Source organism: Streptomyces sp. NPDC046308 (assembly GCF_055588065.1).
In genome coordinates this window covers 1,039,591-1,052,908 of record NZ_JBVJFB010000002.1, presented here as the reverse complement: position 1 = coordinate 1,052,908, position 13,318 = coordinate 1,039,591, and the positions used below count along the sequence as shown (strand labels likewise).

The 13,318-nt window shown below is 72.9% G+C and carries 12 protein-coding genes; 8 read left to right on the top strand and 4 right to left on the bottom strand.

The window, feature by feature from the left end; translation table 11 throughout:
* Nucleotides 1–108 precede the first annotated feature (108 nt).
* The 3 genes from ACZ6JT_RS12210 to sucD all read left to right on the top strand — a co-directional run bounded on the left by ACZ6JT_RS12210 (nucleotide 109) and on the right by sucD (nucleotide 3,656).
* A complete protein-coding gene (locus ACZ6JT_RS12210) occupies nucleotides 109–1,284 on the top strand; it encodes a VWA domain-containing protein (RefSeq protein ID WP_469209324.1) in 1,176 nt (391 codons plus the stop codon).
* Between the two features lie 281 nt (nucleotides 1,285–1,565).
* Nucleotides 1,566–2,744, top strand: a complete 1,179-nt coding sequence (gene sucC, locus ACZ6JT_RS12205; protein ID WP_030864234.1) for an ADP-forming succinate--CoA ligase subunit beta — start codon at nucleotides 1,566–1,568, stop codon at nucleotides 2,742–2,744.
* A 21-nt stretch (nucleotides 2,745–2,765) separates the two neighbouring features.
* Entirely contained in the window at nucleotides 2,766–3,656 is an 891-nt protein-coding gene (sucD, locus tag ACZ6JT_RS12200; protein ID WP_030710487.1) for a succinate--CoA ligase subunit alpha, read from the top strand.
* 77 nt (nucleotides 3,657–3,733) lie between these two features.
* Here the strand turns inward: sucD and ACZ6JT_RS12195 are convergent, their stop codons facing one another.
* Nucleotides 3,734–4,960, bottom strand: a complete 1,227-nt coding sequence (locus tag ACZ6JT_RS12195; RefSeq protein WP_469209323.1) for a helix-turn-helix domain-containing protein — start codon at nucleotides 4,958–4,960, stop codon at nucleotides 3,734–3,736.
* Between the two features lie 119 nt (nucleotides 4,961–5,079).
* Here ACZ6JT_RS12195 and ACZ6JT_RS12190 point away from each other — a divergent pair, with 119 nt between their 5' ends.
* On the top strand, nucleotides 5,080–6,726 hold the full coding sequence (locus tag ACZ6JT_RS12190; protein WP_469209322.1) for a cell division protein PerM: 1,647 nt from the start codon (nucleotides 5,080–5,082) through the stop codon (nucleotides 6,724–6,726).
* A gap of 231 nt (nucleotides 6,727–6,957) precedes the next feature.
* On the opposite strand, the gene ACZ6JT_RS12185 is transcribed toward ACZ6JT_RS12190, so the two are convergent.
* Complete coding sequence (locus ACZ6JT_RS12185; protein WP_469209321.1) at nucleotides 6,958–7,536, bottom strand: hypothetical protein; 579 nt, start codon at nucleotides 7,534–7,536, stop codon at nucleotides 6,958–6,960.
* A 245-nt stretch (nucleotides 7,537–7,781) separates the two neighbouring features.
* On the opposite strand from ACZ6JT_RS12185, the gene purN reads away from it, so the two are divergent.
* Complete coding sequence (gene purN, locus ACZ6JT_RS12180; protein ID WP_469209320.1) at nucleotides 7,782–8,405, top strand: phosphoribosylglycinamide formyltransferase; 624 nt, start codon at nucleotides 7,782–7,784, stop codon at nucleotides 8,403–8,405.
* Nucleotides 8,402–9,994, top strand: a complete 1,593-nt coding sequence (purH, locus tag ACZ6JT_RS12175) for a bifunctional phosphoribosylaminoimidazolecarboxamide formyltransferase/IMP cyclohydrolase (protein WP_469209319.1) — start codon at nucleotides 8,402–8,404, stop codon at nucleotides 9,992–9,994. Before purN ends, purH begins: the two co-directional genes overlap by 4 nt.
* Before the next feature lie 79 nt (nucleotides 9,995–10,073).
* Here the strand turns inward: purH and ACZ6JT_RS12170 are convergent, their stop codons facing one another.
* Nucleotides 10,074–10,727 carry a hypothetical protein gene (locus ACZ6JT_RS12170; RefSeq protein ID WP_469209318.1) on the bottom strand — a complete coding sequence of 218 codons (654 nt, stop codon included), beginning with the start codon at nucleotides 10,725–10,727 and terminating at the stop codon, nucleotides 10,074–10,076.
* 243 nt (nucleotides 10,728–10,970) lie between these two features.
* Between ACZ6JT_RS12170 and ACZ6JT_RS12165 the strand changes: the two genes are divergently transcribed.
* Nucleotides 10,971–11,831: a bifunctional methylenetetrahydrofolate dehydrogenase/methenyltetrahydrofolate cyclohydrolase gene (locus ACZ6JT_RS12165; RefSeq protein WP_469209317.1), complete on the top strand. Its 861-nt coding sequence runs from the start codon at nucleotides 10,971–10,973 to the stop codon at nucleotides 11,829–11,831.
* Complete coding sequence (locus tag ACZ6JT_RS12160; protein WP_469209316.1) at nucleotides 11,821–12,357, top strand: DUF3017 domain-containing protein; 537 nt, start codon at nucleotides 11,821–11,823, stop codon at nucleotides 12,355–12,357. The genes ACZ6JT_RS12165 and ACZ6JT_RS12160 overlap by 11 nt, the downstream gene beginning before the upstream one ends.
* On the opposite strand, the gene ACZ6JT_RS12155 is transcribed toward ACZ6JT_RS12160, so the two are convergent.
* A complete protein-coding gene (locus ACZ6JT_RS12155) occupies nucleotides 12,344–13,252 on the bottom strand; it encodes a LysR family transcriptional regulator (RefSeq protein ID WP_469209315.1) in 909 nt (302 codons plus the stop codon). The two genes, ACZ6JT_RS12160 and ACZ6JT_RS12155, sit on opposite strands and share 14 nt — an antisense overlap.
* Nucleotides 13,253–13,318 lie beyond the last annotated feature (66 nt).

Here is a 13,318-nt window from a genome sequence, read left to right as displayed (position 1 = left end):
CCCCGGACCCCGCGCCTCAAACGCCGGCGGGGCTGGAGGGTGCTGCGGGGCTGGAGGGTGCAGCAGGGCTGGATTGTGTGGATGCGACTAGTGGTGGGGGACAGGCGGATGAGCGGTATGGACAGGGCGCAGGCCACGGCGGACCTCGCCGGAGGCGAGCGGTTGCGGCGGTGGCGGATGGTGCTCGGTGGGGGCGAGGCCGAGGGGACCGGGTGTGCGCTCGCCGGGCGGGACGCGGCGATGGATGCCGCGCTCGGTGCGCTGTACGGGGGCGACGGGGGGTCCCGCAAGGGATCGGGGGCACGGTCGGCGGGGCTCGGCGGGTCCGCGCCGAACGTGGCGCGCTGGCTCGGGGACATCCGCACGTACTTCCCCAGCTCCGTGGTCCAGGTGATGCAGCGCGACGCGATCGAGCGGCTCGGCCTGTCCGCGCTGCTGCTGGAACCGGAGATGCTGGAGGCGGTGGAACCGGACGTGCACCTCGTGGGCACGCTCCTCTCGTTGAACAAGGCGATGCCCGAGACGACCAAGGAGACGGCGCGGGCCGTGGTCCGCACGGTGGTCGAGCAGCTGGAGAAGAAGCTCGCGGCGCGGACCCGGGCGACGCTGACGGGCGCCCTCGACCGCTCCGCGCGGATCAGCCGGCCCCGCCACCACGACATCGACTGGGACCGCACGATCCGGGCCAACCTCAAGAACTACCTGCCCGAGTACCGCACCGTCGTCCCCGAGCGGCTGATCGGGTACGGCCGTGCGGCGCAATCGGTGAAGAAGGAGGTGATCCTCTGCATCGACCAGTCGGGTTCGATGGCGGCCTCCGTCGTCTACGCCTCCGTCTTCGGCGCGGTGCTGGCCTCGATGCGCTCGATCGCGACCCGCCTCGTCGTCTTCGACACCGCCGTCGTGGACCTCACCGACCAGCTCGACGACCCGGTCGACGTCCTCTTCGGCACCCAGCTGGGCGGCGGCACGGACATCAACCGCGCCCTCGCCTACTGCCAGTCGAAGATCACCCGGCCCGCCGACACCGTCGTCGTCCTGATCAGCGACCTCTACGAGGGAGGCATCCGCAACGAGATGCTCAAGCGGGTCGCCGCGATGAAGGGGGCGGGGGTCGAGTTCGTGACCCTGCTCGCCCTGTCCGACGAGGGAGCCCCGGCCTACGACCGCGAGCACGCCGCCGCCCTCGCGGCGCTCGGCGCGCCGGCCTTCGCCTGCACCCCCGACCTGTTCCCGGAGGTGATGGCCGCGGCGCTGGAGAAGAGGCCCCTGCCGACACCCTGAGGGCCCCGTCCCGGTCCCTTGTGTGAATGGGTGAATCGCACGAACTTCCAGTTCAACCGTGAGGCGATCTGTGACAGGTATCACCGCTCAGGTGTGATCTGCGATTTAGGGACCTATGGCCCGCGGGGATAACCTGCGGGACGGACATGCCGCGTCCACGGTCACCGTGTGCGCCTTCCTTGTGACAGCGCCGTCACGTTGCCCTCCGCGGCACGCCCACGCAGATAGCAGACAACCGCGAATCACTGCGAATCTTTAAAAAAGACAAGGGACGGACGCGCGTGGACCTGTTCGAGTACCAGGCGAGGGACCTCTTCGCCAAGCACGGTGTACCGGTGCTGGCCGGTGAAGTCATCGACACGCCTGAGGCGGCTCGCGAGGCCACCGAGCGGCTGGGCGGCAAGTCGGTCGTCAAGGCGCAGGTGAAGGTCGGCGGCCGCGGCAAGGCCGGTGGCGTGAAGCTGGCCGCCACCCCGGACGAGGCCGTCGCCCGTGCGACGGACATCCTGGGCATGGACATCAAGGGCCACACGGTCCACAAGGTGATGATCGCCGAGACGGCTCCCGAGATCCTCGAGGAGTACTACGTCTCGTACCTCCTCGACCGCACCAACCGCACCTTCCTCGCCATGGCGTCGGTCGCGGGCGGCATGGACATCGAGCAGGTCGCCGAGGAGACCCCGGAGAAGCTCGCCAAGGTCCCGGTGAACGCCAACGAGGGCGTGACCATCGAGAAGGCCCGCGAGATCGTCGCGCTGGCGCAGTTCCCGGCCGAGGTCGCCGAGAAGGTCGCCGAGGTCCTCGTGACCCTGTGGGCGACCTTCATCGCCGAGGACGCGCTCCTCGTCGAGGTCAACCCGCTCGCGAAGGTCGCCTCCGGCGACGTCATCGCGCTCGACGGCAAGGTCTCGCTCGACGAGAACGCCGAGTTCCGTCAGCCGGGCCACGAGGAGTTCGTGGACCACGCGGCCGCGAACCCGCTCGAGGCCGCCGCCAAGGCGAAGAACCTCAACTACGTCAAGCTCGACGGTGAGGTCGGCATCATCGGCAACGGCGCGGGTCTCGTCATGAGCACCCTCGACGTCGTCGCCTACGCCGGCGAGAACCACGGTGGCGTCAAGCCCGCCAACTTCCTGGACATCGGCGGTGGCGCCTCCGCCGCCGTCATGGCCAACGGTCTCGAGATCATCCTCGGCGACCCGGACGTCAAGTCCGTCTTCGTCAACGTCTTCGGTGGCATCACCGCCTGCGACGAGGTCGCCAACGGCATCGTCCAGGCGCTGCAGCTGCTGAAGGACAAGGGCGAAGAGGTCACCAAGCCCCTCGTCGTCCGTCTCGACGGCAACAACGCCGAGCTGGGTCGCAAGATCCTCTCGGACGCCAACCACCCGCTGGTCCAGCGCGTGGACACCATGGACGGCGCGGCCGACAAGGCCGCCGAGCTCGCGGCTGCGAAGTAAGGGCAGAGGTCACAGACTCACATGGCTATCTTCCTCAACAAGGACAGCAAGGTCATCGTCCAGGGCATGACCGGTGCCACGGGCATGAAGCACACCAAGCTGATGCTGGCTGACGGCACCAACATCGTCGGCGGCGTGAACCCGCGCAAGGCCGGCACCACCGTCGACTTCGACGGCACCGAGGTCCCGGTCTTCGGCTCCGTCGCCGAGGCGATGGAGAAGACGGGCGCCAACGTCTCCGTCCTCTTCGTCCCGCCGGCCTTCGCCAAGGCCGCCGTGGTCGAGGCGATCGACGCCGAGATCCCGCTGGCCGTCGTCATCACCGAGGGCATCGCGGTGCACGACTCCGCCGCCTTCTGGGCGTACGCGACCGCCAAGGGCAACAAGACCCGGATCATCGGCCCGAACTGCCCGGGTCTGATCACCCCCGGCCAGTCCAACGCCGGCATCATCCCGGGCGACATCACCAAGCCCGGCAAGATCGGTCTCGTGTCCAAGTCGGGCACGCTGACCTACCAGATGATGTACGAGCTGCGTGACATCGGCTTCACCTCCGCCGTCGGCATCGGTGGCGACCCGGTCATCGGCACCACGCACATCGACGCCCTGGAGGCCTTCGAGGCCGACCCGGAGACCGAGCTGATCGTCATGATCGGCGAGATCGGCGGCGACGCCGAGGAGCGTGCGGCGGACTTCATCGCGAAGAACGTCACCAAGCCGGTCGTCGGTTACGTCGCGGGCTTCACCGCCCCCGAGGGCAAGACCATGGGCCACGCCGGCGCCATCGTCTCCGGCTCCTCCGGCACCGCGCAGGCCAAGAAGGAGGCCCTCGAGGCCGCCGGCGTGAAGGTCGGCAAGACGCCGACCGAGACCGCGAAGCTGGCGCGCGAGATCCTGAACGCCGCTCAGTAGGCAGTCCCCGTACGGACGCACGTACGGACGCACGGGCGTGGCCCGCACTCCTCGGGGGGTGCGGGCCACGCCCGTTCTCATTCGACCTTCGGGGCGATCCTGGCCGGCCCGGCCTCCGGATCGGCGCGCAGCTTCTCGTGGAGCTGCCGGCGCTGCTCGGTGAGCTGCTGGGGGCCGCTCAGCGGGGGCACGCCGGAGACGCTCTGGCCGGGTGCCAGCGGAGGCTCGTAGTGGTCGGGCGCGGTCACGGCGGTGTAGCCGGTGGCGGTGGCGATCACCGCGGTCAGCCCGAGGGCCCCGCGGCTCCACAGCCGTACGCGCCGCTCCCCGCCGCCCCGTACGGCCGCCGCCGGGCGGGGATTCAGGGGGGCGGCCGGCCGCAGCGCGGTGAACAGGTCGCGCAGCAGCGCCGACTGTTTCTCGGGCGGTACCTCGGCCAGTTGGGGGATCCGGTCGGCGAGGTCGGCGTGCGCGCGCACGAGGCGGATGCCGGTGGTGGGGGTGCTGGCCTCGGTCTCGGCGGCGGTGTCGGGAAGGTCGAGGCCGACGCCGTCGTAGAGCATGACGGTCCGGCGGTGGCGCGTGGGCAGCGCGAGCACCGCGGCGAGCAGGATGCGGTCCGCGTGGTCGGCGGGGGGCGCGTCGTGCCGGCGGTGGGCTCGCCGGAACCGGTGCCAGGGGGAGAGGGCGTAGTCGTACGCGACCGCGCGCACCCAGCCCACCGGGTCCGGGTCGGTGGCCACCTCGGGCCACCGGGCCCAGGCGCGGGTGAACGCGCGCTCCACGGCCTTCAGGGCGAGGGTGCGGCGGCCGGTGAGCAGGTAGGTCTGCCGGGCGAGGGCCGGGGCGGCGTGGTCGTAGAGGGCGTCGAAGGCCGCGGCCGGGCCCGTCGTCCAACCTCCGGCCGGGTGTGCCGGGTGTGCCGGGTCGGGCGCGGGCGCGGTGGGTTCGGCGGGTGACTCCGCCGATGCGGACTCGGCGGGCTGCGCCGTCCGGGGCGTGTCGGCGCCGACTGCCGTCCCCGCGGGCCCGTCTGATGCGGTGTCGGCCTGCGCGGGGGCGGCCGCCGGGGCCGCCGGGGCAGCCAGGGCGGCCAGGAAGGCCGCGTACGCCTCGCGGTTGCGGCCGCGGGGGTCCGTGCGGCCCGTTTCCCAGGAGCGGACCGTCGCCGCGGTGACGCCCACCGCCGCCGCGACCTGCTCGTGCGTCAGATCCGCCGCTTCACGCAGCCTGCGCCGCTCCTTGCGGGCGGGCAGGCTCAGCTCCGGGGCCGATGAGGAGGTCGTATCGACGCTGCGTGTCATGCCACACTCCCCGCGACCCGACCGCTCTGGGCGAAAAAGTACATAAACGTATATTGAGCGACACCACGGACATTCGCCTGTTACCCGTCCATAGCGCGTGTCGTTGGCACCATGGCGGGGTGACCCAAGTGACCGAACGCGGGACCTCGTTGCCGGCGGCCCCGCCTGCCGGCGCGCGGCGCCGTTCGCCCGCCGCCGCGGCGTGCGTGGCGGGCGGCGCCGTGGCGGCCGGACTCGGGCTCGGCTTCCTCGCCGTGCTCGTCATCGTGCTGTGGATCAGTTCCCCCTACCCCGACAGCGGCCCCGGCGGCGCGCTGCACCTCGCCGCCGGGCTGTGGCTGCTCGCCCACGGGACGGAGCTGGTGCGGTACGAGACCCTGTCCGGCGTGCCCGCGCCCGTCGGCCTGACCCCCCTGCTCCTCGTCGCCCTGCCGGTGCTCCTCATGCGGCGGGCCGCCCGGCTGGGGAGCGCCGAGGAGGAGGACGAGGAGGTGCTGCCCGCCGGCGCCGTGTTCTCGGCCGTGCTCTGCGGGTACCTCGCCGTAGGGGCGCTCGCCACGGTGTACGCGGCCGGCGGCCCCATGCCGGCCGACCCGATCAGCGCGGCCTGGCACGTCCCGCTGGTCGCCGTGCTCGCCGCCCTGGGCGGGGTGTGGGGGGCCAGGGGACGCCCGCTCGGGCCGCTGCCGTCCTGGCTGCCAGCGGGCGTGCGGAGAGCCGTCGTACGCCCCCGGTACGCGCTGGCGCTGCGGGCGGGGGCGGGCGGGGCGCTGGTTCTGCTGGGCGGCGGCGCGCTGCTCGTCGGCGCCTCGCTCGCGTGGCACGGCGCCGAGGTCCAGACCTCGTTCCTGTCGCTGACCGGGGTGTGGTCGGGCCGGTTCGCGGTCCTGCTGCTCGCGCTCGCGCTGCTGCCGAACGCCACCGTCTGGGGTGCGGCCTACGCCCTCGGGCCCGGCTTCGCCCTGGGCGCCGACGCCACCGCCACCCCGCTCGGCTTCGCGGGGCAGCCCGGGCTGCCCCGGTTCCCGCTGCTGGCCGCGCTCCCGGCCGAGGGGCCCGGGACCCCGCTGACCTGGGCGGTCGCCGTGGTGCCGGTGGTCGCCGGACTGGCGGTGGGCTGGTTCGCGGTCCGCCGGGCGCGGGAGGTCTCGTACGGGGAGACCGCGCTCACGGCGGCGTTGGGCGCCGTGGTCTGCGGGCTGGTCATGACCGGGCTCGCGGCGGCCTCGGCGGGGCCGCTGGGCTCACGGCGGCTGTCCCACTTCGGGCCGGTGTGGTGGGCCACCGGGGCGGCGGCCTGCGCGTGGACGCTGCTGCTGGCGGTGCCGGTCGCGGTGGCGGTGCACGCGTGGCGCAACCGGCCGGCCAGGGGGCTGGCCGCGCTCGACGCGCTGTCCGCGCTGGACGTGGACGAGGTGGTGGACGACCGGTGGCACGACAGCGGTGTGCGGGAGGTCCGGTGGGCGGCGATGCGGAGGGCTGCGGGGACGCTGATTCCGGAGATCGGGGCGGAGGGGGTGGCGGTGTCGGTGCCGGTGCCGGGGCCTCCGGCGGTTGCGGCAGCTGTTGCGGCTCCTGTTGCGCGGGCGCCGCGGGCGGTGACCGTGGTGTCGGGGCGGGGGCTGGATCTGACGCCGATCCTGATCGCGGCGAAGCCGGTGGGGTTGCCGGCGGAGCCGGTGCCTCCGGCTGTGGCGTTGGCTCCGCCGTTGGCTCCGCCGGTGGTGGGGGCGCGGGTGCTGGCCCGGCGGAAGCCGCCCGTCTGAGGCCGGGTGCGGCGCCGTTGCCGGGGCGCCGCCCCGGACCCCGCGCCTCAAACGCCGGCGGGGCTGGAAGATCGGGGCTCTGCCCCGGGCCCCGCGCCTCAAGCGCCGGCGAGGCTGGATTTCGCGGCGGGGCCGTGGGTGGGTGCGGCGCCGTTGCGGGGGCGCTGCCCCCGAGCCCCCGCGCCTCAAACGCCGGCGGGGCTGGGAGTGGCCGGCGGGGCTGGAAATGGGCTACTGGCGGACCTTTAGGACGTCGCCCAGGACGTTGTTCGGGAGGAGGGTGTTGCACTGGAGTTCCGCGGACTTCGTGAGGGCGTCGTCGCGGCAGACGTAGAAGTCCTTGTAGGCGAGCTGCAGGCCGTACGAGCTCATCGCCAGCAGGATCGCCAGGGAGGCCGTGACCAGGCCGCTGACCGCCGCCGTGCGCTGGGGGCGGGCCGCCGGGCCCAGGGCGTCCAGGCCCGTCGGGGCGCCCGGCTCGCCGGTTGCCGCCGCGGGCTTGCCGCGCAGGGCGCTGATGCCCCAGTACAGGGCGAGCGCGCCCAGCAGCAGGCCCACCGACGGGATGCCGAAGATCCCGAAGAAGAACCCCCACATGCCGGCCAGCAGCGCGTAGCGCGCACGGCGCTGGATCGGGTCCGTCGGGTCCCAGCGTGCCGGGCCCCGTCGGCCGTCGGAATCCCCCGGGTCCTCCCCGTTCCCGCCGCCACCGCCGTTGCGCGGCTGCCACGGCTGGTCGGGCCGGCCTTCCGGCGGGGCCGCGAAGGGGTTGTCGTCGGTGGGGGAGTCGGGCTGACGGCGGTCCGGCATCGGGTGTGTTTCTTCCCCTGTGTCATGGACGTCGTGGTGACGTCGTGTCGAGGTGAGGCCAGTTTGCGACTTGTACGCCAGACGCTACCGCCCGGCCGTCCCCCCGTCCCTCGGGGGCCGTCCGGTGTGCCGGTATCGTTGCAGGCGGTCGGTGGCTTCGTATGGTTCCCCGTATATCGGTACCCCGAAGTTTTGTATGACCACACAAAGACGAACACCGCAATTCCCGCGAGAAAGGGCCTCCCATGGCCGCCTCCCGCCTGGTCGTGCTGGTCTCCGGCTCCGGCACCAACCTCCAGGCCCTGCTCGACGCCATCGACGCCCACCCCGGCGGAGCCGAGGGCTTCGGCGCCGAAGTCGTCGCCGTGGGGGCCGACCGCAAGGGCATCGCCGGCCTGGAGCGGGCGGAGAAGGCCGGGATCCCCACCTTCGTCTGCCCGGTCAAGGACTACGCGAGCCGTGCGGAGTGGGACGCCGCCCTCACGGAGGCGACCGGCGCCCACGCGCCGGACCTCGTCGTGTCCGCCGGGTTCATGAAGATCGTGGGCAAGGAGTTCATCGACCGCTTCGGCGGCCGGTTCATCAACACCCACCCCGCCCTCCTCCCCGCCTTCCCCGGTGCGCACGGCGTACGGGACGCGCTCGCCTACGGCGCGAAGGTCACCGGCTGCACGGTCCACTTCGTGGACAGCGGCGTGGACACCGGTCCGATCATCGCCCAGGGTGTGGTCGAGGTCAGGGACGAGGACGACGAAGCCGCTCTCCATGAGCGCATCAAGGAAGTCGAGCGCCAGCTGCTCGTCGATGTCGTGGGGCGCCTGGCCCGGCACGGCTACCGCATTGAGGGACGAAAGGTAACAATCCAGTGACCGCCGCAGACATCGCAGCGAGCAACGACCCGACCACGACCCAGCGGCCGATCCGGCGTGCGCTCATCAGCGTCTACGACAAGACGGGACTGGAAGAGCTGGCCCGCGGGCTGCACGAGGCGGGCGTCGCGCTCGTCTCCACCGGCTCCACCGCCTCGAAGATCGCCGCTGCCGGGGTGCCCGTCACCAAGGTCGAGGAGCTGACCGGCTTCCCCGAGTGCCTGGACGGCCGGGTGAAGACCCTGCACCCGCGCGTGCACGCCGGCATCCTCGCCGACCTGCGCCTGGAGGACCACCGCGACCAGCTCGCCGAGCTGGGCGTCGAGCCCTTCGACCTCGTGGTCGTCAACCTGTACCCGTTCCTGGCCACCGTCCAGTCGGGTGCCACCCCCGACGAGTGCGTCGAGCAGATCGACATCGGCGGTCCGTCGATGGTCCGCGCCGCCGCCAAGAACCACCCGTCGGTCTCCGTCGTCACCAGCCCCGAGCGGTACGCCGACGTGATCGCCGCGGCTCAGGGCGGCGGCTTCGACCTCACCGCCCGCAAGCGGCTCGCGGCCGAGGCCTTCCAGCACACCGCCGCCTACGACGTGGCCGTGGCCTCCTGGTTCACGAACGCGTACGCGCCGGAGCCGGAGGCGGTCCTGCCGGAGTTCCTCGCGGGCGCCTGGGAGCGCAAGTCGACCCTGCGCTACGGCGAGAACCCGCACCAGGCCGCCGCGCTCTACACCGACGGGCAGCCGGGCGGGCTCGCCAACGCCGAGCAGCTGCACGGCAAGGAGATGTCCTTCAACAACTACGTGGACACCGAGGCCGCACGCCGCGCCGCCTACGACCACGACGAGCCCTGTGTCGCGATCATCAAGCACGCCAACCCGTGCGGCATCGCGGTCGGCGCGGACGTCGCCGCCGCCCACCGCAAGGCGCACGCCTGCGACCCGCTGTCGGCCTTCGGCGGCGTGATCGCCGTCAACCGTCCGGTGACCGTGGAGCTCGCCGAGCAGGTCGCCGAGATCTTCACCGAGGTCATCGCGGCCCCCGCCTACGAGGACGGCGCGGTCGAGGTCCTGGCCAAGAAGAAGAACATCCGCGTCCTGAAGGTGGACGGCACCCCGCACCAGCCGGGCGACCTGAAGCCGATCTCGGGCGGCACGCTGCTCCAGCAGTCGGACGTCTTCCAGGCCGAGGGCGACGACCCGGCCAACTGGACCCTCGCCACCGGCGACGCCCTCTCCGAGGCCGAGCTCGCCGAGCTGGCCTTCGCGTGGAAGGCCTGCCGGGCCGTCAAGTCGAACGCGATCCTGCTCGCCAAGGACGGCGCCTCGGTCGGCGTCGGCATGGGCCAGGTCAACCGCGTCGACTCGGCGAAGCTGGCCGTCGAGCGGGCGGGCGCCGAGCGCGCGCAGGGCTCGTACGCCGCGTCCGACGCCTTCTTCCCCTTCCCGGACGGGCTGGAGATCCTGACGGCCGCGGGCATCAAGGCCGTGGTCCAGCCGGGCGGTTCGGTCCGTGACGAGCAGGTCGTCGAGGCCGCCCGGAAGGCCGGCGTGACCATGTACTTCACCGGGACCCGGCACTTCTTCCACTGATCACCGGTACCCGACCGACGGCGAAGGCCGCGTCCCGCAGTGCGGGACGCGGCCTTCGCCGTGTGCGTGCGGAGGGGGCTCAGTACTGGGGGCGCCGGAAGTAGTCGCCCGCCTTCGCGAGGCCCACGATGACCGTGATGCCGAGGGCGAGGGAGACCAGGGACGGCAGGGCTGCGATGACGCCGAAGCCGGCCGGGGTGTGCTCGTCGGCGCTGAGCGCGATCATGTTCCCCACCAGGCCGACAGCGGCGAAGAGGACCTGCAGCGATCCGTAGATGATGCCGGAGACGCGGACGCCGCCGCGGCCCTTGGCCAGCTTGGCCGCGGTCAGGATGGGCCACAGCGCCATGGCGATGAAGAAGAGGCCGATGACGACGCCCACGGTGCCGGCGACGGCCCCCGCGTCCTCGGCGGAGGAGCTGGAGTAGCTGGAGTCCGAGAGCGCCGCGGCGAACACGGCGCCGCCGATGATGAAGAACAGGCCGGCCAGTACCTGGAGGCCGCCGACGATGAAGAGGATGACGCGGGCCGCCTTCGCTCCGCCGGGCATCTGCATCTGGTGGAACGGGGCGCCCGGGTATCCGACGGGACCGCCCGGGTACGCCTGCGGGGCCTGCTGCGGGTAGGCGTAGCCGCCCTGGGGAGCCTGCTGGGGGTAGCCGTAGCCGGGCTGGCCCTGCGGGGCCTGGGGCGGCTGCTGTCCGTACGGATTGTGCGGGTCGCCGAAGCTCATCTTGGGGTGTTCCTCCGTGGAAGTGCGGGGACGCACGGCATGAGCGCGGAGGAATCCTGCACGGTGCGGTCCGCCCCCCGGCACTGCCCGCGGCACTCAGTCGATTCATCGTCGTCCGGCGCCCGAGGCTTGTCCAGTTCGTTACGGTGCGGCCGGTGACTTGTTGTGCAAGTGCAATGAACCCTGCACACCGGCGAGCGCCTTGACTGGAACCGGGGCCACCTCATCCGGGAGGATGGGGTCATGACCGCCCAGATTCTCGATGGCAAGGCCACCGCCGCCGCGATCAAGTCCGAACTGACCGCCCGCGTGGCGGCCCTGAAGGCCCGGGGCATCACCCCCGGCCTCGGCACCCTCCTGGTCGGTGACGACCCGGGGAGCCGCTGGTACGTCAACGGCAAGCACAAGGACTGCGCCGAGGTCGGCATCGCCTCCATCCAGCGCGAACTGCCCGGCACGGCCTCCCAGGAGGACATCGAGGCGGTCGTACGGGAGCTCAACGCCAACCCGGACTGCACCGGCTACATCGTGCAACTCCCGCTCCCCAAGGGCATCGACACCAACCGGGTCCTGGAGCTGATGGATCCGCTGAAGGACGCCGACGGCCTGCACCCCATGTCGCTCGGCCGGCTGGTGCTGAACGAGCCGGGCCCGCTGCCCTGCACCCCGTACGGGATCGTCGAACTGCTGCGCCACCACGACGTCGGGATCAACGGCGCCCACGTCGTCGTCCTCGGCCGCGGGATCACCGTGGGGCGCTCCATCGGCCTGCTGCTCACCCGCAAGTCCGAGAACGCCACCGTGACGCTCTGCCACACCGGTACGCGCGACCTCTCCGGGCTGCTGCGCCAGGCGGACATCATCGTCGCGGCGGCCGGTGTGCCGCACCTGGTCAAGCCGGAGGACGTGAAGCCGGGCGCGGCCGTGCTCGACGTGGGCGTCAGCCGCGACCAGGACGGGAAGATCGTCGGCGACGTGCATCCCGGCGTGGCCGAGGTGGCCGGGTGGATCTCCCCGAACCCCGGCGGCGTCGGCCCGATGACCCGGGCCCAGCTGCTCGTCAATGTCGTCGAGGCGGCGGAACGGACCACCAGTGCAGGCTGAACGGGACGCGGAGCACTCCGGGCGCGCGGGCGGCGGCGGCGCGGCCGCGGCGAACGGCACGCCCGTCGCGTCCGGCGCGCCGGTCACGCCCGTCACACCGGGCACGGTCGCCGCGCCGGCCGCGCCCGTGGACGAGGCGCGCCGGTCCCGGCGCTTCCCGTCCATCACCCGGGACACCGCCCGCCCCGAGGGCAGCGGGCGCGCCGTCCCGGGGGCGGTGTCCACGCCCGCCCGTCAGTGGCCGATGCTCAGCGTGCTCGCCGCGACCGCGGCCGGGCTGCTGACGACCGCGGTGGGGCACCCGAAGGCCGGCTGCCTGGCGATCGGCGTGGCCCTGATCGCCGCCTCCGTGATGCGGCGCGTGCTGCCCTCGGTGGGGATGCTCGCGGTGCGCTCCCGCTTCACGGACATGATCACGTACGGGCTGCTGGGTGTGGCGATCACGCTGCTCGCGCTGGTGATCGAGCCCAAGCCGCTGCTGGAGATCCCGTTCCTGGAGAGCGCGGTCCGCTTCACCGTGCGGTGAGCGCGGCGGGTCCGGTGAGCGCCGTGAGCGCGGCCAGGGTGGCCGCGACGGCCGGCTGGGTCTGCGTGCCCGCCCGCACCAGTGCGTCCAGCGTCCGCCCGGGGCCCGGCAGCTCCCGTACGGCGGCGCCGGGCGGCGGGGCGTCGCACAGCAGCTTCGGCAGGATCGACACGGCCCGCCCGGTGGCCACGAGCCACAGGCCGGCCCGCAGATCCGCGCACTCGTGCGCGATGCGCGGGGTGAATCCGGCATTCCGGCAGGCGTGCAGCAGCATCTCGCGGCAGCTGCTCGGGGCCGGTGCCGAGACCCAGTCGGTCCCGCGCAGCGCGGCGAGCCCGTCCCGCTCGTAGGCGGGGACCAGGGCCCGCGGCAGCGCCAGGCACAGCGGGTCCTCGAACAGCGGCACCGCCGTGGTCCCGGGCGCCGGCGGGGCGCCGAGCAGCGGGTACGCGTACGTCACCGCCAGGTCCAGGCGGCGCGCGCGGAGCAGCGGCACGGCCTCCTCAGGGTCGGCCTGCACGATGCGCGGGCGCAGCCGGGGGTGGCGTACGGCCAGCTCGGCCAGGAGCGGCGCGGCCACCGTGGCCAGCGCGCTCGGGGCGCAGCCGACGGCCAGCTCACCGCCGGGCTCGGTGTCGAGGGCCCGTACCGCTGCCTCGGCCCGTTCCAGGGCGGCCAGCACCGGCTCGCAGGCGGCGGCCAGCGCCGCGCCGGCCGGGGTGAGCCGCAGCCCGCGCCCTTCCCGCTCCACGAGGACGGCCCCGGCCTCTGCCTCCAGGGCGCGCAGTTGCTGGGACACGGCGGAGGGGGTCACCGCGTGCAGGTCGGCGACGGCGGTCACTTTCCCGTGCGCTGCCAGATCCCTGAGGATGATCATCCGCTTCACATCGAGCATGAGTTCAGCTTAACGATTGCTGTAGCAGAAGTAGCTGGACTTCACAGTTCGGGGGCGTGATGCTCG

What these genes read in the sequence shown, in the direction of transcription:
- ACZ6JT_RS12185 (WP_469209321.1), bottom strand. Translation starts at nt 7,536, where the DNA reads ATGCCGGACCGCCGTCAGCCCGACTCCCCCACCGACGACAACCCCTTC.
- ACZ6JT_RS12155 (WP_469209315.1), bottom strand. Translation starts at nt 13,252, where the DNA reads ATGCTCGATGTGAAGCGGATGATCATCCTCAGGGATCTGGCAGCGCAC.
- ACZ6JT_RS12170 (WP_469209318.1), bottom strand. Translation starts at nt 10,727, where the DNA reads ATGAGCTTCGGCGACCCGCACAATCCGTACGGACAGCAGCCGCCCCAG.
- ACZ6JT_RS12165 (WP_469209317.1), top strand. Translation starts at nt 10,971, where the DNA reads ATGACCGCCCAGATTCTCGATGGCAAGGCCACCGCCGCCGCGATCAAG.
- purN (WP_469209320.1), top strand. Translation starts at nt 7,782, where the DNA reads ATGGCCGCCTCCCGCCTGGTCGTGCTGGTCTCCGGCTCCGGCACCAAC.
- ACZ6JT_RS12210 (WP_469209324.1), top strand. Translation starts at nt 109, where the DNA reads ATGAGCGGTATGGACAGGGCGCAGGCCACGGCGGACCTCGCCGGAGGC.
- ACZ6JT_RS12195 (WP_469209323.1), bottom strand. Translation starts at nt 4,960, where the DNA reads ATGACACGCAGCGTCGATACGACCTCCTCATCGGCCCCGGAGCTGAGC.
- sucD (WP_030710487.1), top strand. Translation starts at nt 2,766, where the DNA reads ATGGCTATCTTCCTCAACAAGGACAGCAAGGTCATCGTCCAGGGCATG.